Genomic DNA, 21,915 nt, shown 5'->3' with positions numbered 1-21,915 from the left:
GGCCAGATGCGGCCATACGAATATTTACCTGTTGCAACCTTTGCTTTTTGACAGAAATATGCACTTATTCTGTTGCTGGTCTACTTTGCGCGTACAGAAATAAAAAGTGTAGGGACGTAATGGTGAAAAAAACACTTCCTAAGGTGCTTCTTTTGCTGCTCCCGTTGTCCGTCGTTTGCGGGGCCGAGGAGTTGACAAGACGTTTTGTTGTCGAGCTTGCACAGGATCAGGTTACAGACCAGGTCTTTTCTCTAAAGCCCAACCTGAATACGTTATTGGACAGCTCGTTAGACATTGACGACACAAACAGCTACACAGACCCGAGTTTACTGGCTGATGCCACATCAGGTGAACTTAACGGTTACGGGTTAGCAACAACCTGTATTGAGACGATTTCCTGGCAGTTGCTATACGCCACTCAACTGCTGGTTGCCTACGGACTGGCTCTGATCACCCATGAAGCCCCACCGGGCTCCAAACCTGATTCGCGGCTACCTGAAGAAGCACTCATCACCGTCGGCATGCTTTTAAAAAGCTATTGGAACCCTGAATCATTACTGTTCAACCCGGCAGATGAACCGGAGGCGGCATCTATTTCGACACAAGAGGATTATCCGTTTGCAATCACGACTATGGTACTTCCCGGAAAGAGTCAAAAAGAAAATGGCCAACAAAGCCAGGCGTCAGCATCCTCCGGTCAGCAGGCCTCAGGAAAAATCACCCGCCTTAGACGCTTTTTCGCCAAGCGCCTGTCTCGACGTCGCGACGGTAAAGAAGACCCTGAACAACCCCAACATACTTATGGTTTAGATTGTTACGTCGATTCCTGTAATGGCGTTTGTCGATTCCGGCCACCACCCTCTGGCGGAGAGATGGCGCAAGCCGTTGAGAATTGTCCCGTATGCCTGGACAAGCTTACTGATGTGATTGCAACTCCCTGTTGTTCGCAGAAAATTGACAAACACTGTTTACAAAAGGTAATTCTGAGCACTTCACAATGTTCCTGCCCACTTTGCAGAGGGAACCTGTCTTCATTAGCGCAATTACCGGATTTCAGATCATGCTCAGAGGTACAAAGGGACTACAACGAGCTCACGACTGTCAGCTCCTCACAAACGGACTCTTCCGTTAACACTACCCAGCATAATAGGCACAATTTGGGGCCTGCCTGTTTCGTCGATTCCTGTAATGGCGGAATTTGTCGACGCCTGCCACCATACCATCGGAGAAGGGTGGCTGAAGAAGTAGCTCGTCCCATTGCCCCAGCGATCTTTTTCGTTGGCACTACGCAGCATAATTTGCATACTTTGGGTTCTAACTGTCCCGTCTATCCCTGTTATGGCATTTGTCGACTCCTGCCACCATACCGTTTTGAAACAGAAGGTCGGGCCAGTTCCTCACAGAGGGCCTCTTTCGCTGCCATAACAAGAACATGCGGGCGACTAATCTGTCGTGTGACCAGAATCGACGAAGATGGCCAGTGGCAGTTATGCGGGCGGCTCTTCAGGAATGTCGTGGTCCTGGTGGCTCATAGAGAAGATCACGCTGGAGAGCGAACCTGCTCTGAGTGCGAGAAGCTAAGCGGGAGAACTCTTTGGGATCATGTAAGAAGAGATCACAGCAGGTAACGAGTGGTGGGAGAGGGTGGCCAGCCGTGGGAACGGGGTTTGCGACCCTCTCGTTTAATCACTGGACCAGCTTTTCCTCAATCTTGTCCATCAACCTGTCACCAATGCTAATACCAAACTGGTCGTCCAGCTGTCGTATACAGGTGGGTGAAGTGACATTGATTTCGGTCAGATATTCTCCGATAACATCCAACCCCACGAACAGCAGACCTTTCTCTTTCAATACTGGCGCCACCTGCTCTGCGATCCAGTAATCTTTTTCGGTCAGCTTCTGGCCCACACCACTGCCGCCCGCGGCAAGGTTGCCACGCAGTTCACCTTCAGCCGGGATACGTGCCAGAGCGTAAGGTACGGGTTCGCCGTCGATCAATAGAATGCGTTTGTCGCCTGCCTTGATCTCGGGAATGTATTTTTGGATCATGGACTGTTGTTGCCCATGTTGGGTCAGGGTTTCAACAATCACACTGAAGTTCTGATCATTCGGGTGAGTTCTGAAAATAGACGACCCTCCCATACCATCCAGCGGTTTGAGAACCACATCGCCGTGTTTTTCGGCAAAAGCTTTCAGGTGTCGTGCACTGCGGGCCACCATGACCGGGGGTGTACACTGGGGGAACAGGGTGGCAAACATTTTTTCGTTGCAGTCACGAATACTCTGGGGTTTGTTGACCACCAGTGTGCCAGCGGCCTCAGCCTGTTCAAGCAGATAGGTGCTGTAAATAAACTCCATGTCAAAAGGAGGATCTTTACGCATCAGAATCACGTTCAGAGTGCTCAACGGCTGCTCTTCCCGATCTCCCAGAGAATAAAAGTCATCCGGATTGTAGCGGGCCTGCAAGGAGCGCATACTGCCATAGGCGACACCCTCTGACTGATACAGGTCTTCCTGCTGCATATAGAACAGCTCCCAGCCTTTTTTTTGTGCTGCGACCAGCATCGCCAGAGTACTGTCCTTTTTGTATTCGATGGACTCAATAGGGTCCATCACGACGCCGAGTTTTATAGTCATTGCAAGTCCGGGGCGATCAAAAACCGCAGTGTATCCTTAATTGAGTCCTTCATCTATTTTGCAGGTGCGGTCAGGCTCCCAGAGCCTCTCCCATCCTGATCTTCGATCCGGCTTCGAAGGATTCAAGCCAGTCAACCTGATCTTTGCCAAAGAGCACAATGGCAGTAGAGCCCATCTTGAATCGGCCCATCTCATCACCCCGTTTCAAGGAGACCTGTTCTGCCGAGTCTTCGCCGTACTCAAAGGTACGAACTTTTTTTCTGATGGGGGTCACCAGTCCGGCCCAGACGGTTTCAATACTGGCAACAATCATGGCACCGACCATGATAACAGCCATCGGTCCGCGCTCAGTATCAAAAATAGCCACGACACGTTCATTTCGGGCAAACAGGTTTGGAATGTTTTCAACAGTGCCCTGATTCACCGAAAACAAACGACCCGGAACGTGGATCATTTTTCGCAGAGTGCCACCGAAAGGTGAATGAACACGGTGGTAATCACGGGGAGAAAGGTAGATCGTGGCGAACTTTCCACCCATGAATTCCTGGCCCAGATCACTGTCCCCGCCCAGCAGTTCAATCAGGCTATAGTCGTGCCCTTTGGCCTGGAAAATCCTGCCATTTTCGATGTCGCCGAGCTGGCTGACTTCGCCGTCAGCGGGGCTGACGATCAGACTTTCGTCTTCAGGCAGGGGACGCAACCCCGGTTTCAGGGAACGGGTGAAGAAATCGTTAAAGTGAAGGTATTCTTCAGGGGTTTCGCGATCAGCCTCGCTCATATCAACATCATATTGTTTGATGATGCGGCGGATCAGCGCATTCTTGAACCTGGGGCAGGTGCTCTCAACAAAGCAGTATACCGCCCGTGAAATAAGGTGGTGCGGCAGAAAATATTGGATAAAGGCAAAAAATTGTTCTTTCACAGTCAGGACTCATCCTGTTTTTAAGAGTATTGGATTGTAATGGTGAGAGCAGGGGCTCACAAGTAGACGCTGAGTAGACAGAAACGGCACTGCTTAAGATTAAACAGTGCCATTATTCCTCAGGTTTCGACGGGGGTATCGGGCAGATTGCCCCACTCTGACCAGGAGCCATCGTAAGCTTTGATAGACAGGCCCAGAGACTTGCCCACCAGATAGGTAAAGCCCGAGCGATGATGGCTCTGACAATGGGTAATGACGTTTTTGTCCCGGGTAATGCCCAGCTGTTCAAGAATATCGGCGATGTCGTTGCGAATTCTGAGGTTACGGTCATGATCCATGGCCAGTGTCCATTCAAGGTTTACGGCACCCGGAATGTGCCCCCCTTTTTGTGAGAAGCGTTTTTCACCGCGATATTCATCAACTGATCGGGCATCCCAGATCACAGTGTTTGAGTCTTCCAGTGAATTCATGATGAGCTCTTTGTTGGCAATCACAGAGTCATCAATCTTCAGATCAACTTGTGTCGGTTCAGGGCGGTTAATGGTGCTTTCGGTGGGATGACCTTCTTTCAGCCAGACGTGTGCACCACCGTTCAGGTAGCTGTATTTCTTGTGTCCGATCACATCCAGCGTCCAGATGAAACGGCCTGCCCAGCCACCGCCTTCGTCATCATAAACAACAATGTGTTTGTTTTTGCTGTAGCCAATGTTGGAGAGCATCTGGTTCAGCTGTTTAACGGCAGGAAGTTTGCCCGCTGCCGGTTTTTCACCGGAAACCATGCTCTGTGGAGCAATGCTAAGGGCACCGGGAATATGGGAGTGGTTGTACAGTTGCGGGTTGCAAAGGTCTACTATCAGCAGGTCTTCGTGCCCCAGCAGAGGTTCCAGCTGATCAGCTTCAAGGATCAGTGGCAGATCGTCTATTGAGTTCATTGTACTTCTTCATTCATGGCTGATGAGAAAAAGGCGATAGCCTATGCTAACACGGACCCGTCAGAGGTCCAGAGAGTCGACAATCTGTTTATAGCTGAACATTCGTTCTTCCAGAATTTCGCCATCTTCCAGAGCCTGCTTCAAGGCACAACCCGGTTCCTTCTCATGTTGACAGTCTCGGAATCGGCAATGACCAAGGTAGGGTCTGAATTCCCTGAAACCTTCAAGAACCGACTGGGCATCAATATGCCAGAGGCCAAATTCCCGAATGCCGGGTGAGTCAATCAACATGCCACCTGCGGGGAAATGGAAGAGCTTTGCGGCAGTGGTGGTATGCATGCCTTTGCCGGTGGCTTCGGAAAGGTCACCGACACGGATATCAACACCGGGTAAGAGTGCATTAACCAGGGAGGACTTTCCCACACCACTCTGTCCAACAAAGACACTGACATGCTCATCAAGCAGAGCCTTGAGAGGCACCAGTCCATCTTCTGAGCGGGTAGAAGCCCGCAGGACCTGATAACCAATGTCTTCATAAACCGCCAGCATATCGTCCATCAGTTCCATGCCTTCTTCATCCAGCAGGTCGATTTTGTTCAGCAAAAGAACCGGTTCAATGCCAACCGTCTCGGCAGCAACCAGATAGCGGTCAATCAGATTGGTATGAGGAATGGGCACAGGCGCTATGACCAGCACGATATAGTCAATATTGGCGGCAACGGGTTTGATTCGACCATGGTTGTCAGGCCGGGTGAGCAGGCTGGTGCGATCTTCGAGGGCGACCACCACCCCGGTTTCGTCTTTCAGGGACGGACGCCATACCACCTGGTCTCCGGTGACCAGGGGTGGGAGGTTAGTCCGCAGGTGGCATCGACGAACAGCACCGGTTTGGCCCCATGGCTCGATATCCAGGGTTGCACCATAGTGGGCGATGATCAGACCTTGTTGTTCAGGTCCCAGGTTATCGTCCTGTATTTTTTGCTCAATAAGCTGTTCTCGCTTCCTGGCGCGGGCAATGCGTTCCTGCTGGACTTTCTCTATGCGCCATTTCTGTTTGCGCGTTAGTTTGCGCTTACTCATGGTTTACTCAAGGTTTTACCTGGTCTGCTGGATAGATTCTGGCTTTTCATGGCAATGGCCAGAAATAGCCTTTGTCTCGCTGATGCCCACATCTTTAAGTGGATAGACAGAAGGTGTCAATCGATACTGAGCTACAGAGCGGTCAGAAGGAAGCGAGTGTAGGTTTCACGGAGAGATTATGATCGGTTAGACTAAATAAGTCAGCCATGGCTTTCTTCATTTGCCGATATTTTTTGTGAAAATGTTACAGAATCGGTTTCAGGGCTATTTCAAACCTTTGAATTCAAGCCGTATTCATTGTTGGGCTGGCACATCTTTCTAAAGGAAATCGGGTGCTTGATGGCTAAAGCAGATAATCTTGTCTGGATCGACCTGGAAATGACGGGACTTGATCCCGAACACGACCAAATTCTGGAAATTGCGACCATTGTTACAGATGATCAGCTGAATTTTATTGCTGAAGGCCCCGTGATAGCGGTGCATCAAAGTGATGCAGTCCTTGCGAATATGAATGAGTGGTGTATCAAAACCCACGGTGAAACGGGGTTGACCCAAAGAGTCCGTGAAAGCCAGATCAGTCTGACTGAGGCCGAGCAAATGACTCTGGCCTTTCTCAGACAGTACTCCAAGGTCGGTGCATCACCCATGTGCGGGAACAGCATTGGTCAGGATCGCCGCTTTCTGAACTGCTACATGAAAGAACTTCATGAGTTTTTCCATTACCGTAATATTGATGTCAGTACGTTAAAAGAGCTGGCAAGAAGGTGGCAGCCTGAGCTGCTTGATCAATTTAGCAAAAAAGGCACTCATCTGGCGCTGGAAGATATTCGTGAATCCATAGAAGAACTCCGTTTCTACCGCCAACACTTTATTCAATCCTGATCAGTTAATCAGAACAGTGGCTCTTAACAGTGGCTCTCAAAAAGAGCGGCTGTTCTTTTTCGTTATTGCAGCAAAGACCTGATAGCTTGAGTCAGGCATATTGGTTAAGCTGCCCACCTCGCCAAGTCTTCAGCCCGGTTCTGCTGAATGACGCCAACCGGGAATGTTTCATGAGTTTTGACTCGCTGGGGTTATCAGCTCCCATCCTCCAAGCTGTCACAGAGCAAGGTTATGATGCCCCTTCGCCTATTCAGTCTCAGGCTATCCCTGCCGTACTTGAAGGCCATGACGTCATGGCAGCGGCCCAGACAGGTACCGGTAAAACGGCAGGCTTTACGTTGCCCATACTGGAGAAGCTGGCAAAAGGACCTCGTGTCCAGGCCAATCAGGTGCGGGCGTTAATTCTGACGCCGACCCGTGAGCTGGCCGCTCAGGTAGCTGAAAGTGTGGAAACCTATAGTCGCCACCTTCCTCTTCGCTCAACCGTGGTATTTGGGGGCGTCAAGATCAATCCCCAGATGATGAAATTGAGAAGAGGCGTGGATGTGTTGGTGGCAACGCCAGGCAGGCTACTGGACCTGTTCAACCAGAATGCTGTGAAGTTCAAACAGCTGGAGGTGCTGGTGTTGGACGAAGCCGACCGTATGCTGGACATGGGCTTTATTCGTGACATTCGCAAGATTCTGGCAATCCTTCCCAAAAGCAGGCAGAGCTTACTGTTTTCAGCGACTTTCTCCGATGAGATCCGAAATCTGGCAAAAGGTCTGGTGCGTTCGCCGGTAGAGATTTCGGTCACACCGGGAAATGCCGCCGCTAAAACCGTAGACCAGTGTGTTTACCCTGTGGACAAAAACAAGAAAGCCGCACTGCTGACTCAGTTGATCACAGAGAATGACTGGCGTCAGGTGCTGGTATTTACCCGAACAAAACACGGTGCCAACCGGCTGACACGGCATCTTGAGGGCAAGGGGGTCCAGGCCGCAGCTATTCACGGCAACAAAAGCCAGAATGTCCGGACAAAAGCACTGGCAGAGTTCAAAACTGGTGAAATTCGGGTGCTGGTTGCCACCGATATTGCTGCACGTGGGCTGGATATTGATCAGTTGCCGCACGTTGTTAACTTTGATCTTCCCAACGTTGCCGAAGACTATGTTCATCGGATCGGCAGAACAGGCAGGGCCGGTGCGACCGGACAGGCAGTGTCTCTGGTGTGTGCTGACGAATTCAAACAACTGGCGGCAATTGAGAGGTTAACCCGTCAGCTGATTGATCGACAGGAAATTCCGGGGTTCAAGCCTGTGAATGCACTGCCAGAATCCAGACTGGATACCCGCCCTCTCAGGCGCAAAAAACCCAAAAAGCCAAAAAAACCCAGAGTAGAGCATCAGGATGGGCAGCGCTCGGGGGAGGTTTCCAGGGGCCATAAACCCAATACATCTGTCAGACGTAAGCAAAGGGACACCAAAGAGGCACCCGGAAAGCCAAGGTGAAGAACACCCGAATCCAGGGCCGTATAAATTTTTAATTAATTCCTTAAACAGGTGACTGGGAAATATGCTGGTGACGTATCAGCCACTGTCCGGAATGATTTTCCAGAAAAATCGTAACCCTGATATGAGCACCTTCGGAACCTTTCACGGGTAGCATCATGCAGAGACAGGCGGCTTCGCCAAAGTGATAGACAACCGGTTCTGCTGCAAATTCTGCTGAGAAAGATTCACCGGCATTAAAATAATCTGTGAACCGCTGTCTCAATGCTTCCCGTTCATTCAAATTGACATGCAGTCCGAAGCTGTGGGGCTCGTCGTCTGTGACAAACAGCGACATGATGCCACGGACGTCTTTAGTCTGAATGTAATGGTCGTATTGTTTGACAATATGAAGAAAGGGCGTGAGTGAATCACCCGATAACTTGACAGACATGATCAATAACCTCGGGAATCTGCGTCTCAGTAGCTCCTAAGGGTAGTCCATGCACAGATTTAATCTTGAGCATTTGGGTTGTGTTGTTTAAGTGCCCATTGCACATGTTCTTTTACCAGTTCCGAGGGGTAGTTCTGGCGCTGATGAAGTGCTGACATGACTTTATCCGTTGTGGGGGCGTTGCCTAAACCTACTGCCAGATTCCGTAACCAGCATTCAAAGCCCGCACGTCGGATCGGTGAGCCTGCGGTGCGCTCCAGAAATTCTTCTTCTGTCCACAGAAAAAGATCCGCCAGATCACTGTTATCCAGATGGTGACGAGGCTGAAAGTCAGTTTCCTGTGTGTGTCTGGCAAATCGATTCCAGGGGCAGGTAAGCTGACAGTCATCACAGCCAAAAATTCGGTTACCCATTTTGCTGCGAAGCTCTTCGGGTATGGGGCCACTGTTTTCAATAGTCAGATAGGAAATGCACTTTCTGGCATCCACTTTGTAGGGCTCGACAATCGCCTGGGTAGGGCAAACATCCATGCAGGCGGTGCAGCGGCCGCAATGGTTCTTCTCATAAGGTTCGTCCGTGGGCAGAGGTAAATTAGTAAAGAGTTCTCCCAGGAAAAAGAAAGAACCTGCCTTACGGTTGATAATCAGTGAGTGTTTGCCCATCCAGCCCAGACCCGCCTGCTGGGCGAGAGGTCTTTCCATCACGGGAGCACTGTCAACAAATGCCCTATAACCGTGGTTCGGGGCCACTGCTTCTATTTTCTTTCCGAGTTGGGTTAAGCGTTTGCGAATCAGCTTGTGGTAATCACGTCCCAGGGCATAACGGGAAACATAGGCTTTTTCCGGTTCATTAAGAATCTTGATGGTTTCGGTTTCTGCGGGCAGATAATCCATTCTGGCGGAGATAACCCGGATGACACCTTCATGAAGCTTTTCAGGATGGCACCTGAGCTCCTTGTGTCGCTCCATGTACGCCAGATCACCGTGGAGTCCCTGATCCAGCCACTGCTGAAACTGTTTTTTGTCCCGCTCCGGGATTCGGGCTTCTGTAATACCCACATGCTGGAAGCCTAAATGTCTGGCCCAAAGACGAATATCGTCAGCCAGCTTTTGATAATCAGGGCTTTCAGAAGAGTCGTTGGAGATAGACACGTTGATCAGTTGCTGCCAGGAAAAAATCTGAGATTGTAGACGAGCATTCTAACACACCCCTTGTCGAGAATAATGGTAAACCCCCAAAAGCGTAATCCTGAGCTACTTCTTAGACGGAATCGAAGCTGTTTAGCTGTCGATATTAAGGTAATCTATCAAGGTAGGAGTGAGTGCTTATGTACGATAGCGATCGAGTTGGCATCTTTGACCGGCTTTATACTGCAGAACAAGTTCGCCGGCTTGATGATGTAGCAATCAATGATTTTCAGATCAATGGCTTTGAGCTGATGAACCGGGCTGCCCGTGCGGCTTTTCGCTCTCTGATGAACCATTGGCCAGACCTTCTTCTTGGCAATCGGCTTCAGGTCTTCTGCGGTGGCGGGAATAATGGTGGAGATGGTTATCTGGTGGCCATGCTGGCGGCTAAGCGGGGGATTTCGGTTTCAGTGAATTTCCTCTCTTCTCCGGAAAAACTGTCAGGAGATGCCCTGTCAGCCTATAAAGCCTGTATCGCAGAGGGTGTTGATGTTGAACCTTATACACCCCAGACGCTACTGTCCGGTGACGTATTCGTCGATGCCCTGCTGGGAACGGGGCTGGGAAGAGACGTTGAGGGTCGCTATCGAGACGTTGTCATTCGCATCAATGAATCGGGTCGACCTGTTCTTGCTGTTGATATTCCATCCGGTCTTTGTGCTGACAAAGGCATCGCTATGGGCGTTGCCATAAAGGCAGATGTAACGGTGACATTCATAGGTATGAAGCTGGGGTTGCTTTCAGGCAGGGGAAAAGAGCTGTCCGGGCAGGTTGAGTTTGCTGATCTGGGTATGCCGGGGGAGGTTTATGAAGCCGTGCCGAATGAAGCTCTGAGGTTGTCAGAAAACAGACTGAGTCGCTGGCTTCAGCCCAGAGCCAGAGATTTACATAAAGGCGACAATGGCCATGTTATGGTGGTGGCCGGGAACCATGGTATGCCCGGTGCTGCCATTATGTCGGCAGAAGCTGCATTATATTGTGGTGCCGGTCGGGTCACAGTGGCTACCCGTCAGGAACATCTTTTGGCTCTGGCATCCCGGCGTCCCGAGTTGATGGCCTCAGCCGTTTCGGGTGCAGAAGATCTTCGCGTGCTCCTGGAAGGGAAAAATCTGCTGGTTGTGGGACCCGGTCTGGGAAAAGATTCATGGGCCCGCGAGCTCCTTGCTGAAGTGCTGAAAGCTGAGTGTCCTGCGGTAATCGATGCCGATGGTCTCAATATCATTTCGGAAGATCCGGCGTTGCTTAAACGTCGAAAGTACCCGATGATTCTCACACCCCATTCCGGCGAAGCGGCGAGACTGCTGGAAACTCAAACTTCAACCATTAATGGCGACCGGGTTAAAGCTGCAAAAGAACTCTTTAACCGTTTCGGTGCAGTGGTCGTGTTAAAGGGGGCCGGCACGCTTGTATACGACGGAAAAATCCTGAATCTGTGCCCGGATGGTAATCCGGGTATGGCTGTGGCGGGTATGGGGGATGTACTCAGCGGTGTGATTGCCGCACTGGCAGCTCAGGGCTTAGAGACCCATAATGCAGCAGCTTTGGGGGTCTGGCTGCATGCGACAGGTGCAGACCATCTGGCGGGGCTGCAAGGCGAACGAGGGATGCTGGCACTGGAAACTCTCCCTCACATAAGAAGTCAGCTGAATAAAATTGCAAAACAGCCTTGAGCTATTGAGACAGCCTTGAGCTATGGACACAACAAATAATGAACGGGTGCCCATACCCGTTCCCGTAAAGATAATAGTGAGTGTATGGAAGGCAGGATTGAGCTGCTGATTGATAATGAGCAGGAAATGGTTCAGCTTGGCAACAAGCTGGCTGAAGTAAGCAGTGGTCATGCCGTCATTTATCTGGTCGGAAACCTGGGAGCCGGAAAAACCACTTTATGCCGGGGTATTCTGCATAGCCTTGGTCATCAGGGGGCGGTGAAAAGCCCGACTTATACCCTGGTGGAGCCCTACTCAGTTGACGGTCAGCAGGTCTATCATTTTGACCTTTATCGACTGGCTGATCCTGAAGAGCTTGAGTTCATCGGGGGGCGGGATTATTTTGAAGAAGACTGTCTGTGTCTGATCGAGTGGCCCTGCAAAGGTGAGGGAGCTCTGCCGGATGCCGATCTGGAAGTACAACTGGATTACAACCTGCCTGGACGCAAGGCTCTCATCAAAGCGGGAACCGAACGTGGGCTGGGTATGTTGAGAAAACTGCAGGGACGGCAGGAGGGAGAATGTCGTCGAGGATAAGGAAGTTCTTTTTTGCTGCTCTGTTGCTATTGCCTCTGCCATTGTTTGCAGCCCAGGTTGACGATGTCCGTGTCTGGCGATCGCCTGATAAGACCCGTCTGGTATTTGATGTCTCCAGTGAAGTGGCTCACTCGCAATTTTTTCTGGACAACCCTCGAAGACTGGTGCTGGATATTCGTGGCACCCGGAAGCCCAAAAGTTCAGTCAATCCCCGTCTTGGCTCGACCCCTATCAGCAAGATTCGTTATGGGGTTCGAAACAAGAAAGATTTGCGGATTGTTCTGGATCTGAGAAATAAGGTCACCAGTAAAAGCTTCCTGCTTAAACCCAATGCCACATACGGCTATCGTCTGGTGGTAGATCTCTTTGATGATCGGACAAAAACAGCAGAACCGGTCAAAGAGCCCATTAAAACATCTTCCAAAAGAGATATTGTTGTGGCGATTGATGCCGGCCACGGTGGCGAAGATCCGGGCGCACTGGCCTATGGAGGAGGGCATGAAAAGGTCGTCACGCTGAACATTTCCAAAGACCTCGCCGCTCTGTTGAACAAAGAACCCGGCTTCAAGCCTGTTCTGGTAAGAACCGGAGACTACTATATCCCCCTGCGTGAACGTGCCGCTATTGCTCGTAAAGCAGGAGCTGATCTGTTCATTTCCATCCATGCTGACGCTTTTACAGATCCTCGAGCGAATGGTGCCTCGGTGTATGCCCTGTCCAGGGGGGGAGCAACATCAGAGACTGCCCGCTGGCTGGCTCACAGAGCAAACTCGTCAGATCTGATTGGCGGTGAAGGGGGCATATCCCTGAGTGACAAAGACGATATTCTGGCGGGTGTTTTGTTGGATTTGTCCATGACCTCAACACTGTCTTCGAGTCTGGAAGTCGGTGACAAGGTGCTGAAGAATATCGGTACGATCAACAGGCTGCATAAAGAACAGGTGGAGCAAGCTGCTTTTGCTGTTCTGAAGTCTCCCGACATTCCCTCTATTCTGGTGGAAACAGGCTTTATCTCCAATCCCAAAGAAGGGCGTAAACTGAAAACCCGAAGCCATCAACGTGCTATGGCCCGACAGATATTCAAAGGCGTGAAAGGCTACTTTGTGAAGAAGCCTCCGCCCGGTACGCTGATCTCCGGGCTCAAGGCTGAGGGTAAAATAGATACTCGTCCAGACCAGTATGTGATCCAGGCCGGTGATACCCTGTCAGAGATTGCCAGTCGCTTTGATATCAGTCTGAGCTCTTTGAAAACAGCCAATAATATCAGCCGGTCAGACAGGATCAGAACCGGACAGATGTTGGTGATTCCCAACTAAAAGACACCTGAAGATACCGTCAGTAATGCTGACAGGCTGGTCAGTCTGTTCCCGGGTTTTTTCCTGTAAAGTGCCATTGTGTGGAAAATCCAGGGAGGATCCGGTTATGCATCTGAGGGCTTCAGTTAACTTATTACCCACCCAGCTAAACCAGGCATCAACCGATGAGCTGTCGGCTTATGGTCGTGACAACCTTCTCAATGAGAATAACCGGGTCAACCGGTCCGGACATCGGATTTTCAGCGATACCTTCACCAGGCTCGATAGCCGGACCATTGCACAGTTTGAAAGTCTGACGCTTTCTTCCCCTGACCTTGAAGAGCCTGAAGACGATCTGTCAGATTTACTGCAATCCTATGAGGTGATTTCAGAGTACCCTGAGATAGATTCAGCCCTCAGGATCATATCTGGACTGGCTGCCCCATCTTCAGCCCGGCCTGTTTCTGTCATGTCTGAACATCACTTGGTTTTAAGGCCGCGCTTATTGGTGCCTGAGCAGGTCTGGAAGCAGAAAGAAATACAAAAGGAACCTGAAGCTCAGAAACAACAGGGCAGTTTGGCAGAAGAGACGGAAACCTCGGCAGAGCAGACAACAGAACAAAGAGAGCCGAAAGAAACTCCGGTGATTGATGTGCTGACCGGTCTGCCCGCAGAAGAGCTTGAAAATAAAGTCTGGGAGTTTCTGGTCAAAGTTGTCGGTATTGCCTCCCCCGCAGGCAAAACCATTAAGGGGGCTGCAACCCTTGTCGTCTCAAAGGAGAAAATAGAGAAGCTTCAGACAGGGCTTAAGAATATCCTGAAAGGTCAGGTTCATTATGAAGTCAGTGAAAACATAGGACGTCGTATGCTTCAGCTGTCAAAGGTTTGTGGTTCTACCAGTCCATCACTGCCAGTACTGACTCTGTTGGGGTACACCATTCCGGGCTACCGGATTGTACCGGCCATGCTGACACTCTGGCGACTCAAGGATTTCAAGGATGAGATGGCTGCGTTGTACTACGACCAGAATGCCATGCCTGCGTTGACGGACTTTACCTTGAGCTGGATGCCAGCTTTATTATCCAGTCTCTTCTAACGACTTGGCAAAAGTCGATAGAGGCTGATAGTCTTTCTGGCAATAAAACCGGACTGACTGACCTGCCTTTTATGAAACCTATTCGTTTACTCGATACCCGACTTGCTAACCAGATTGCTGCCGGTGAGGTGGTTGAACGTCCTGCATCGGTTGTTAAAGAACTGTTGGAAAACAGTCTTGATGCCGGTGCCAGACGAGTGAATGTCGAGGTAGAAAATGGTGGTGTCAAATTGATCCGTATTCGTGATGACGGACATGGCATTGCCAAAGATGATCTGGCGCTGGCTCTGTCGCGACACGCAACCAGCAAGATTTCCGAACTGGAAGATCTTGAAGGTGTCGGGACTCTGGGCTTTCGTGGTGAAGCCCTTGCCTCGGTCAGCTCGGTTTCACGCTTAACATTAACATCACATGTTGAGGGTCAGGAGTCTGGCTGGCAGGTTCGTACGGAAGGGCGTGACATGGAGGCTATTGTTAATCCGGCACCCCACCCCGTGGGTACGACGATTGAAGTCAAGGATCTGTTTTTTAATACCCCTGCAAGGCGTAAATTCCTGCGCACGGAAAAAACCGAGTTTTCCCATCTTGAAGAAGTCGTGAAGCGTCTGGCCCTGTCCCGGTTTGATGTTGGGTTTAGTCTCAGACATAACCAGCGCAGTATTCATCAGCTAAGACCCTGCAGCACCCAGGCTGAGAAAGATCGCCGGGTGGCTTCCCTGTGTGGTCCGAAGTTTATTGAACACTCGGTGATTGTTGATGTTAATGTTTCCGGGCTCAAGCTTTGGGGCTGGGTAGGATTGCCAACGTTTTCCCGATCCAGTGCTGATCTTCAATACTTCTTTGTCAACGGCCGGGTGATCAGGGATAAACTGGTCGCACACGCTGTTCGTCAGGCCTATCGTGATGTTCTTTATGGGGGCAGGCATCCAACCTTTGTCTTGTATCTTGAGCTTGATCCGGCGCTGGTGGATGTCAACGTTCACCCGACCAAGCATGAGGTTCGATTCAGGGATGGTCGAACCGTCCATAATTTTCTGTTCAGTACCCTGCATCGTGCCCTGGGAGAGGTGTCTCCAGAAGATCAGTTGCCATCAGCCGCCCTCTCTTCACAGCCCCAGGCCCGGGCTTCAGGCGTTGAAGGTGGCGAGTTCAAAAGTCAGGGAAGTATGCCGCTGTCGCCAGCTTCAGCAACCGCTTCCTATTCTTATGGTGCGTCTTCCGGGCAGCCATCAACATCGGCAGGTGCAAGGCAGGCAAGAGAAACACCTCAGCCAGATCAGATTCAGAAGCAGATTCAGGCCTACGGTGAACTCTACGCTTCTGGAGCCACTGAGCGAAGCTCTGTCCAGGAAAGTCAGCCACTGGCCGTCAATGATGCGCCAGCTGCTCGGCCTGCATCTGTTAATCTGCCAGAGCAGACAGCAGATATCCCACCCCTGGGCTTTGCCATAGCGCAGCTGAAAGGTATTTATATTCTCTCTGAGAACGAGCAGGGGATGATTCTGGTGGACATGCACGCTGCTCACGAGCGCATTACTTACGAGCGGATGAAAGTTTCCTGGCATGCCGATGGCATTAAAGCCCAGCCCCTGCTGGTGCCAAAATCAATAGCTGTCAGTGATCGTGAGGCGACCTGTGCAGAAGAGAATTATGAGTACTTCAAAAAGCTTGGATTGGCCCTCGAGCGAATGGGGCCGGAAACGCTACTGGTTCGACAAGTGCCGGTCATGCTTCACAATGCTGATGTTGAAAAGCTGGTTCGTGATGTTTTGTCAGATCTGATGCAGCACGGTGACAGTGATCGTGTGGAAAGTCAGATGAATGAAGTGCTGGCCACCATGGCCTGCCATGGTTCGGTAAGAGCTAACCGTCGTCTTTCCATCGAAGAAATGAACGCTCTGCTCAGGGATATGGAGCAGACGGAACGCAGTGGACAGTGTAATCACGGACGACCCACCTGGACGTTATTAACACTGGATCAGTTGGACAAACTGTTTTTACGAGGGCGTTAGGAGCCGATACTCACACAGCCGTCATTCCCGAATAAGAGCGTGTCGCAAAACGCTAACAATTCGTTCCCACGCTGGGACCCACAGGGCCTGAAAGCATGGGAACCAGAGGTCTTGCGACAGCCTCAGAAGCGGGAATCCAACATTCGTTGTACTCCTGCTTTCGAGGGGTGGCGGAATGTGAGTAAGTTAACGATATAAGGCTCAGACGCACTAGATCGACCAGGAAATACCCAGTTGCAAGGCCTGATAATCGGTCTGATGGTCATCAGCCTTGCTGAACTGGTAGCTGCCGTAAACTTCCACGTCGTTTGTCAGGCTGTGCCCTACTCTTAACTTCATTCGCCAGGCATCTTTGCTACTGATATCAGCGGGTAAATAGGCCATCCGGGGAGTTAATTTCTGTCGCAGTTGAATGGTTCTCAAGTCGTCATCATTGAGATCCTTGTTGTAGTCAATCTGAATACCAAGACGTGTTTTGTCGTTTATCGCATCCAGAAAAACACCTGCTGCGGCATTTTTGAAATCCAGCTCCTGATCACCGAATACCATAGAGGACAAGTTATTTTCGGACTCGGTAAAACCGTCGACCGATGATTTATGATAGCTGGCGGAAACAATAGGGCCTACCTTTAACCGTCCATTGTCGTATAGTGCATAGCCTGCGTCCATGGTTAAACCATAGAGTTTGCCCGAGCTGGAGCTGCTTTCTTTGCGTGTCAAGGCACCCAGATGGAAACCACGCTTGTTGTCGTAATCGAGGTCAAGATAGTTCAATGCCGTATTGGAAAAAAACCTTTCCCCCTGATAACTGGTAAAAAGGCTGCCACCAATACTGTTGGTTTTATAGTCGGACTGCTCAGGTTTGTAGTGTGTTTCAGCGCCCTGTAAGGCGACACCCAGCTTGAATTCTTCTGTCAGTTGGTAGTGTAGGCCTGCATGGATTACGAAACCCTTATTGTTATTGGCTTTCCTGGCAACAGCGTCATAAATCTGGCTTTCTGCGCCGGCTCCGCCACCAAAGAATGACAGGGTACCCGGCTCTGTGTCTTTCCAGCGATGCAGTGCCAGCTCATTAAAAATACTGCTGTCCAATGTGGTTGAATGAGAGTCTGCGATTCTTGGCAGGCTGCCGACTTCGGTAGCCGCCCTGATGGCTGACAAAATGTAATCGCTCCCTATTTTGTGCATAGCGCTGCTGGGGTGCAGGCCATCCCAGAATATGGACTTCTGTGCAACCCCGGTGATGATGCGATCTCTATCGTCTCCGCCCATAACTGTAGCGGGATCGGGCTTTTCGCAGGGTACGCCTGTGGGAACGCCTGCAACCATACAGGTGATGTCTGCGTTTTCAGGGGAAAGATCAACAAAACCAAAGGCTGCCGGGTTATCGGATACCTCTTTCACCAGACCATACAAATTCAGATAGAAGATATTGGCAGTGGACTTCTGGAGTTCTGTGAGGACGGCATCATCAATCGATTTGCTGACCATTCTGAGTTGATCACGCGTACCAGCCAGCAAATGTTCTCCTCCCGGCGTTTCTCCAAGGTTGGGAACATTGAGCATAATGATATAACGAGCGCCATAGCTATGGAGTGCATTGGCAGTGCCTACAAGGTCCTGAGCGGCTTTCAGGGGAGTTCGTAAGTTGTTTGTCACGAATTCAACATCATTGCTACCGCCCAGAATCATGTACATGGCTTTTTTATCTGCCTGTCCATGGCTTCTCATGAAGAAACTGTCTTGCGTCTGGTTCTTGAAAAAATCCAGATTTAAAGGCACATAGGGGGTATCTGACGTGACGGATAAAAGGATTTCCTCACTGGAGTTGCCACTCACGGAAAAATTATTGCCGCCATCCATAGAGGGGCGAAAATCAAACCCCATTGTGCCGGCAATATTCTGGTTGTATAAAGTGTTGTCTGAGAACTTTAATGGAACCAACCGTCCGGCATAAGGGACTTTCAGATTGCCGGTATCTGAAATACTGTCTCCAAAACTATAAAACTGACTATAAATTTCATTAGCTTTTACAGGGGATAGCATTAAGGAAAAGGCTGCTACTGAGAGTACTTTTCGGTAAGAGGGTGATAAAAAGGGGACTGCTTTCATGATAAACCCGTGTTTCTGATCAGTTTGTGTCAGTCATTCCATTGTTTGTGTGTTCCAAAAAAAATTGAGTAGCCTGTCCGAGAATAGACTACCTTGGTGTGGCAGCAACAATTGGTAAAAAAATTTTTAACATCTTCGCTTAGACTTGCGGAACTCTTTGGTAAGTTTTCAGTCCAAAGCTTTTGATCATGGGAAGGCTTCGGGTACACTCAGCTCCCCGTTTTTTCTGATAACGCATTATTTTTCTGTTTATGGCATCCGAACCGCTTTCTTTTGAAGAAAAACAGCCACAGACTCTTTCTTCTGAAGAAATACAGCCACCGGCTATTTTTCTGATGGGGCCCACTGCATCGGGCAAAACGGATCTGGCTATCCAGCTGGCGGAGAGACTGCCCTGTGAGTTGATCAGTGTTGATTCGGCACTGGTCTACAGAGGCATGGATATAGGAACGGCCAAGCCCTCTGCACAGGAACTGGCAAGGGCTCCTCATCGGTTGATTGATATCCGGGACCCTTCCGAGCCATATTCTGCAGCTGACTTCCGTGAGGATGCTCTCAGGGAAATGACGGAAATTACTAATAAGGGAAACATACCTCTCCTTGTGGGAGGTACCATGCTCTATTTCAAGGCGCTTCGAGACGGTCTGGCAACTTTGCCAGCGGCAGATGCCGGGATCAGGGAAACGTTGATGAGAAGGGCTGAGTCTGAGGGCTGGCAGGCGCTCCATGACGAGCTTCAGACAGTTGATCCTGTAGCCGCTCTTCGTATTAAACCGACGGATACTCAGCGTCTGCAAAGAGCTCTGGAGGTCTATTATGCCACAGGCAAGGTGATTTCCCGTTGGCATCAGGAGCAGGCAACCAGTCGACTGCCTTATAATCTGGTGAATCTGGCCATTGCTCCCGGGGATCGATCAGTGCTCCATCAGCGCATTGAAACCCGCTTCAAACTTATGCTGGAGCACCATTTTGTGGATGAAGTCAGGGCTTTATACGAGCGGGGAGACCTGGATATTTCCCTGCCTTCTATCAGGGCGGTTGGTTATCGTCAGGTTTGGGGGTATCTTCAAGGAGAGATGGACTATTCCACCATGCTGGAAAAAGGGATAATCGCTACCCGACAACTGGCCAAGCGACAGTTGACCTGGCTCAGAAGCTGGCCTGATATTCATTGGCTGGACAGTTTGTCGAAAAACCGGTTGGAAGATGCCTTGAAATGGCTGAAGCCCGTCCTTAAATAAGGAATAATAAGAAAGTGATTTCTGTACAAGTCTCCTGACCTCAGCTTTGTATTGGTTAAAGCATTAACAAAGTGCATTGGAAAAGGCTGGTACGTGAGCACCTGCAATAGTTTCTGCAGGTCCGGTATGAGTAGCTAGTATTACCTATTGATGGCAGTGTGGGGCATCGCTTACTGTTGCCCAGCTAAATTTCTGGGCTGTACACAGATTGAACAATCAGGTACTGGCACTGCCGGTCGAGCGAATAGCCCAACTAGAAGTGAACAATGGCTATTCAAAACCCGAGAATTAATAAGGAGTACAGAAATGTCAAAAGGGCATTCTCTACAAGACCCTTACCTTAATGTGCTGCGTAAAGAGCGCGTGCCGGTTTCTATTTATTTGGTAAACGGCATTAAACTCCAGGGACAGATCGAGTCTTTCGATCAGTTTGTAATCCTTCTGAAAAACACCGTTAGCCAGATGGTTTACAAGCACGCAGTATCAACTGTAGTGCCAAGCCGCCCGGTTCGACTGCCAATGCAGGGTCAGGAAGGTATGGGCGAGCATGACGAGCAAGAATAAGTTTTGCTGATTGATTAAAAGGCGCTTTTATAGCGCCTTTTGACGTTTATGAGTTTCATAAACAGGTCGTGTACGATTGAAACATTTTAAGCGTGAAAATTGTTTTATGGAAAAAACAGCTGTGTAGAAAAATAACCGGGCAGTATACTATTGGGGCTGGCAGTCTGTTTTAATGGTCAATTCAGACCGTCTCAATATTTCCTGTTCTGTTAATGAATGGTTAATAACCCCTATCGAAAGAAAATAATTTCAGGAGTTTTGTTTGTTTTTTGAGCGCCATGAAGGTGGTGAAAGTGCAATCCTTGTTCATCCGGATATGAGTGAAGACAAGGAACGGGAAGATCCGCAGGAATTCATGGAGCTGGTTCGTTCTGCAGGTGTTGAAACCCTTGCTTTTATCACAGTGAATGTCCGGTCTCCTTCTCCCCGCTATTTTGTCGGTCCCGGTAAAGTTGAAGAAATCCGTCAATCTGTGCTTCAGCACAAAGCCGAAGTCGTTCTGTTTAACCATGCCCTGTCACCCAGTCAGGCCAGAAACCTTGAAAAAGAACTGGAATGCCGTGTCATTGACCGCACCGGACTGATACTGGATATTTTTGCCCAGCGTGCCAGAACCTTTGAGGGTAAGCTGCAGGTTGAATTGGCTCAGCTTGAATATATGAGTACCCGCTTAATCCGCGGCTGGACTCACCTTGAAAGACAGAAAGGGGGGATTGGTCTGCGGGGGCCGGGTGAGACCCAGCTGGAGACCGACCGCAGATTGCTCAGGGCAAGAATCAAAAGCATCACCCGTCGTTTGGAAAAAGTTCGTAAACAGCGTGACCAGGGACGGCGTTCCCGAAAGAGGGCAGAAGTGCCGCAGGTCTCTCTGGTAGGTTATACCAATGCGGGCAAGTCGACATTATTTAATAGCATGACTCAGTCAGACGTTTATGCACAGGATCAGTTGTTCGCAACACTGGACCCAACGTTGAGAAGGCTGGATCTTGCTGATCTGGGGCCGGTGATCCTGGCAGATACGGTTGGATTTATTCGACACCTGCCTCATAAACTGGTGGAAGCCTTTCGGGCGACACTGGAGGAAACCCGTCAGGCAGATTTGCTGTTGCACGTGATCGATGCCCATGATCCGGAGCGTCTGGAAAATATCAGGGAAGTGCATGAAGTTCTGAAAGAAATTGATGCCAATGAACTACCCATTCTTCAGATTTATAACAAGATTGATCTGCTGGCTGAGGTGGCGCCAAAAATCCAGCGTGATGATAATGGACAACCTGAAAGAGTCTGGGTCTGTGCAAAAGACGGTGCAGGTCTGGAGTTAATCGGTCAGGCCATCACCGAATTGCTGGGCAATGATATGATTCAGGGGCGTCTGATGCTTCAGGCCAATCAGGGAAAAGTGAGGGCACGCTTGTACCAAATGGGTGCTATCCAGACAGAAGAGTATTCTGACAAAGGTGAACTGTTGCTGGATATCCGCATGCCAAGAAGTGACTTCGAACGGGTGGCAAAACAGGAAGGTTTACAGACAGGTTGTCTGATTGAAGGGTAGGATTATTGTTAATGAATAGTCAGCAAGGTGTCAGGAAGTTGCGGCGATTACTAATATGAGCTTGCACTTCCTGCTCTCCAAACTCTACAATCTGGCCTAGGAGCCTGATGGACTTAAGACTGTCCTACTGGGGTTGCTTAAGTCGGACAGGCTCCTGGAGGACTTTGTGACTCAGGGCGGTTTCGTACTCAAAAGTTTTGGTCCGATGGGCTCCCGGAGCGACACAATCAGCCT

General features: G+C 50.0%; 18 protein-coding genes. 11 read left to right on the top strand and 7 right to left on the bottom strand.

What is annotated here, in order from left to right:
• Positions 1 to 191: 191 nt before the first annotated feature.
• Positions 192 to 1,628, top strand: coding sequence for a hypothetical protein (locus tag ACOJUO_RS05445; RefSeq protein WP_422139173.1), 1,437 nt, complete (start codon positions 192 to 194; stop codon positions 1,626 to 1,628).
• A gap of 58 nt (positions 1,629 to 1,686) precedes the next feature.
• On the opposite strand, the gene gshB is transcribed toward ACOJUO_RS05445, so the two are convergent.
• The 4 genes from gshB to rsgA form a co-directional block, all read right to left on the bottom strand.
• Positions 1,687 to 2,637 (bottom strand): glutathione synthase, encoded by a 951-nt coding sequence (gene gshB / locus ACOJUO_RS05440; protein ID WP_422139172.1) that lies wholly within the window; start codon positions 2,635 to 2,637, stop codon positions 1,687 to 1,689.
• 70 nt (positions 2,638 to 2,707) lie between these two features.
• Positions 2,708 to 3,559, bottom strand: a complete 852-nt coding sequence (asd, locus tag ACOJUO_RS05435) for an archaetidylserine decarboxylase (RefSeq protein ID WP_422135716.1) — start codon at positions 3,557 to 3,559, stop codon at positions 2,708 to 2,710.
• Between the two features lie 119 nt (positions 3,560 to 3,678).
• Positions 3,679 to 4,491 (bottom strand): sulfurtransferase, encoded by an 813-nt coding sequence (locus ACOJUO_RS05430; RefSeq protein ID WP_422135715.1) that lies wholly within the window; start codon positions 4,489 to 4,491, stop codon positions 3,679 to 3,681.
• Between the two features lie 60 nt (positions 4,492 to 4,551).
• Positions 4,552 to 5,571 (bottom strand): small ribosomal subunit biogenesis GTPase RsgA, encoded by a 1,020-nt coding sequence (gene rsgA, locus ACOJUO_RS05425; RefSeq protein ID WP_422135714.1) that lies wholly within the window; start codon positions 5,569 to 5,571, stop codon positions 4,552 to 4,554.
• 339 nt (positions 5,572 to 5,910) lie between these two features.
• Between rsgA and orn the strand changes: the two genes are divergently transcribed.
• Positions 5,911 to 6,453: an oligoribonuclease gene (orn, locus tag ACOJUO_RS05420; RefSeq protein ID WP_422135713.1), complete on the top strand. Its 543-nt coding sequence runs from the start codon at positions 5,911 to 5,913 to the stop codon at positions 6,451 to 6,453.
• A 170-nt stretch (positions 6,454 to 6,623) separates the two neighbouring features.
• Positions 6,624 to 7,943, top strand: a complete 1,320-nt coding sequence (locus tag ACOJUO_RS05415) for a DEAD/DEAH box helicase (protein ID WP_422139171.1) — start codon at positions 6,624 to 6,626, stop codon at positions 7,941 to 7,943.
• A gap of 43 nt (positions 7,944 to 7,986) precedes the next feature.
• Here the strand turns inward: ACOJUO_RS05415 and ACOJUO_RS05410 are convergent, their stop codons facing one another.
• Positions 7,987 to 8,376, bottom strand: a complete 390-nt coding sequence (locus ACOJUO_RS05410) for a nuclear transport factor 2 family protein (RefSeq protein ID WP_422139170.1) — start codon at positions 8,374 to 8,376, stop codon at positions 7,987 to 7,989.
• A 59-nt stretch (positions 8,377 to 8,435) separates the two neighbouring features.
• A complete protein-coding gene (queG, locus tag ACOJUO_RS05405; protein ID WP_422135710.1) occupies positions 8,436 to 9,527 on the bottom strand; it encodes a tRNA epoxyqueuosine(34) reductase QueG in 1,092 nt (363 codons plus the stop codon).
• A gap of 176 nt (positions 9,528 to 9,703) precedes the next feature.
• Between queG and ACOJUO_RS05400 the strand changes: the two genes are divergently transcribed.
• The 5 genes from ACOJUO_RS05400 to mutL all read left to right on the top strand — a co-directional run bounded on the left by ACOJUO_RS05400 (position 9,704) and on the right by mutL (position 16,212).
• Positions 9,704 to 11,233: an NAD(P)H-hydrate dehydratase gene (locus ACOJUO_RS05400; RefSeq protein ID WP_422139169.1), complete on the top strand. Its 1,530-nt coding sequence runs from the start codon at positions 9,704 to 9,706 to the stop codon at positions 11,231 to 11,233.
• A gap of 84 nt (positions 11,234 to 11,317) precedes the next feature.
• Positions 11,318 to 11,809, top strand: a complete 492-nt coding sequence (gene tsaE / locus ACOJUO_RS05395; RefSeq protein WP_422135708.1) for a tRNA (adenosine(37)-N6)-threonylcarbamoyltransferase complex ATPase subunit type 1 TsaE — start codon at positions 11,318 to 11,320, stop codon at positions 11,807 to 11,809.
• Complete coding sequence (locus ACOJUO_RS05390; protein WP_422139168.1) at positions 11,794 to 13,125, top strand: N-acetylmuramoyl-L-alanine amidase; 1,332 nt, start codon at positions 11,794 to 11,796, stop codon at positions 13,123 to 13,125. The genes tsaE and ACOJUO_RS05390 overlap by 16 nt, the downstream gene beginning before the upstream one ends.
• A gap of 106 nt (positions 13,126 to 13,231) precedes the next feature.
• Positions 13,232 to 14,200, top strand: a complete 969-nt coding sequence (locus ACOJUO_RS05385; protein ID WP_422139167.1) for a hypothetical protein — start codon at positions 13,232 to 13,234, stop codon at positions 14,198 to 14,200.
• Between the two features lie 71 nt (positions 14,201 to 14,271).
• The gene (mutL, locus tag ACOJUO_RS05380; RefSeq protein WP_422139166.1) at positions 14,272 to 16,212 is read left to right on the top strand and encodes a DNA mismatch repair endonuclease MutL; all 1,941 of its coding nucleotides are present in this window, start codon (positions 14,272 to 14,274) and stop codon (positions 16,210 to 16,212) included.
• 210 nt (positions 16,213 to 16,422) lie between these two features.
• Here the strand turns inward: mutL and ACOJUO_RS05375 are convergent, their stop codons facing one another.
• Positions 16,423 to 18,324, bottom strand: coding sequence for an autotransporter domain-containing protein (locus ACOJUO_RS05375; RefSeq protein WP_422139165.1), 1,902 nt, complete (start codon positions 18,322 to 18,324; stop codon positions 16,423 to 16,425).
• 251 nt (positions 18,325 to 18,575) lie between these two features.
• On the opposite strand from ACOJUO_RS05375, the gene miaA reads away from it, so the two are divergent.
• The 3 genes from miaA to hflX all read left to right on the top strand — a co-directional run bounded on the left by miaA (position 18,576) and on the right by hflX (position 21,681).
• The gene (gene miaA, locus ACOJUO_RS05370) at positions 18,576 to 19,565 is read left to right on the top strand and encodes a tRNA (adenosine(37)-N6)-dimethylallyltransferase MiaA (RefSeq protein WP_422139164.1); all 990 of its coding nucleotides are present in this window, start codon (positions 18,576 to 18,578) and stop codon (positions 19,563 to 19,565) included.
• A gap of 306 nt (positions 19,566 to 19,871) precedes the next feature.
• Positions 19,872 to 20,129: an RNA chaperone Hfq gene (gene hfq, locus ACOJUO_RS05365; protein WP_317144701.1), complete on the top strand. Its 258-nt coding sequence runs from the start codon at positions 19,872 to 19,874 to the stop codon at positions 20,127 to 20,129.
• Between the two features lie 262 nt (positions 20,130 to 20,391).
• Positions 20,392 to 21,681: a ribosome rescue GTPase HflX gene (gene hflX, locus ACOJUO_RS05360; protein ID WP_422135702.1), complete on the top strand. Its 1,290-nt coding sequence runs from the start codon at positions 20,392 to 20,394 to the stop codon at positions 21,679 to 21,681.
• The last annotated feature ends 234 nt before the right edge of the window (positions 21,682 to 21,915 follow it).

The sequence above is a fragment of the Endozoicomonas sp. ALC020 genome (assembly GCF_049275935.1).
Lineage (GTDB): Bacteria > Pseudomonadota > Gammaproteobacteria > Pseudomonadales > Endozoicomonadaceae > Endozoicomonas_A.
The sequence above is the reverse complement of the archived record's forward strand: the minus strand, read 5'-3'. Positions and strand labels throughout refer to the sequence as shown.

Bases quoted from the DNA above. Each gene is read 5' to 3' on its own strand.
- ACOJUO_RS05415 (WP_422139171.1), top strand. From the start codon at position 6,624: ATGAGTTTTGACTCGCTGGGGTTATCAGCTCCCATCCTCCAAGCTGTC.
- rsgA (WP_422135714.1), bottom strand. From the start codon at position 5,571: ATGAGTAAGCGCAAACTAACGCGCAAACAGAAATGGCGCATAGAGAAA.
- ACOJUO_RS05430 (WP_422135715.1), bottom strand. From the start codon at position 4,491: ATGAACTCAATAGACGATCTGCCACTGATCCTTGAAGCTGATCAGCTG.
- tsaE (WP_422135708.1), top strand. From the start codon at position 11,318: ATGGAAGGCAGGATTGAGCTGCTGATTGATAATGAGCAGGAAATGGTT.
- ACOJUO_RS05385 (WP_422139167.1), top strand. From the start codon at position 13,232: ATGCATCTGAGGGCTTCAGTTAACTTATTACCCACCCAGCTAAACCAG.
- hfq (WP_317144701.1), top strand. From the start codon at position 19,872: ATGTCAAAAGGGCATTCTCTACAAGACCCTTACCTTAATGTGCTGCGT.
- ACOJUO_RS05390 (WP_422139168.1), top strand. From the start codon at position 11,794: ATGTCGTCGAGGATAAGGAAGTTCTTTTTTGCTGCTCTGTTGCTATTG.
- ACOJUO_RS05375 (WP_422139165.1), bottom strand. From the start codon at position 18,324: ATGAAAGCAGTCCCCTTTTTATCACCCTCTTACCGAAAAGTACTCTCA.
- ACOJUO_RS05400 (WP_422139169.1), top strand. From the start codon at position 9,704: ATGTACGATAGCGATCGAGTTGGCATCTTTGACCGGCTTTATACTGCA.
- gshB (WP_422139172.1), bottom strand. From the start codon at position 2,637: ATGACTATAAAACTCGGCGTCGTGATGGACCCTATTGAGTCCATCGAA.
- mutL (WP_422139166.1), top strand. From the start codon at position 14,272: ATGAAACCTATTCGTTTACTCGATACCCGACTTGCTAACCAGATTGCT.
- miaA (WP_422139164.1), top strand. From the start codon at position 18,576: ATGGCATCCGAACCGCTTTCTTTTGAAGAAAAACAGCCACAGACTCTT.
- ACOJUO_RS05410 (WP_422139170.1), bottom strand. From the start codon at position 8,376: ATGTCTGTCAAGTTATCGGGTGATTCACTCACGCCCTTTCTTCATATT.
- orn (WP_422135713.1), top strand. From the start codon at position 5,911: ATGGCTAAAGCAGATAATCTTGTCTGGATCGACCTGGAAATGACGGGA.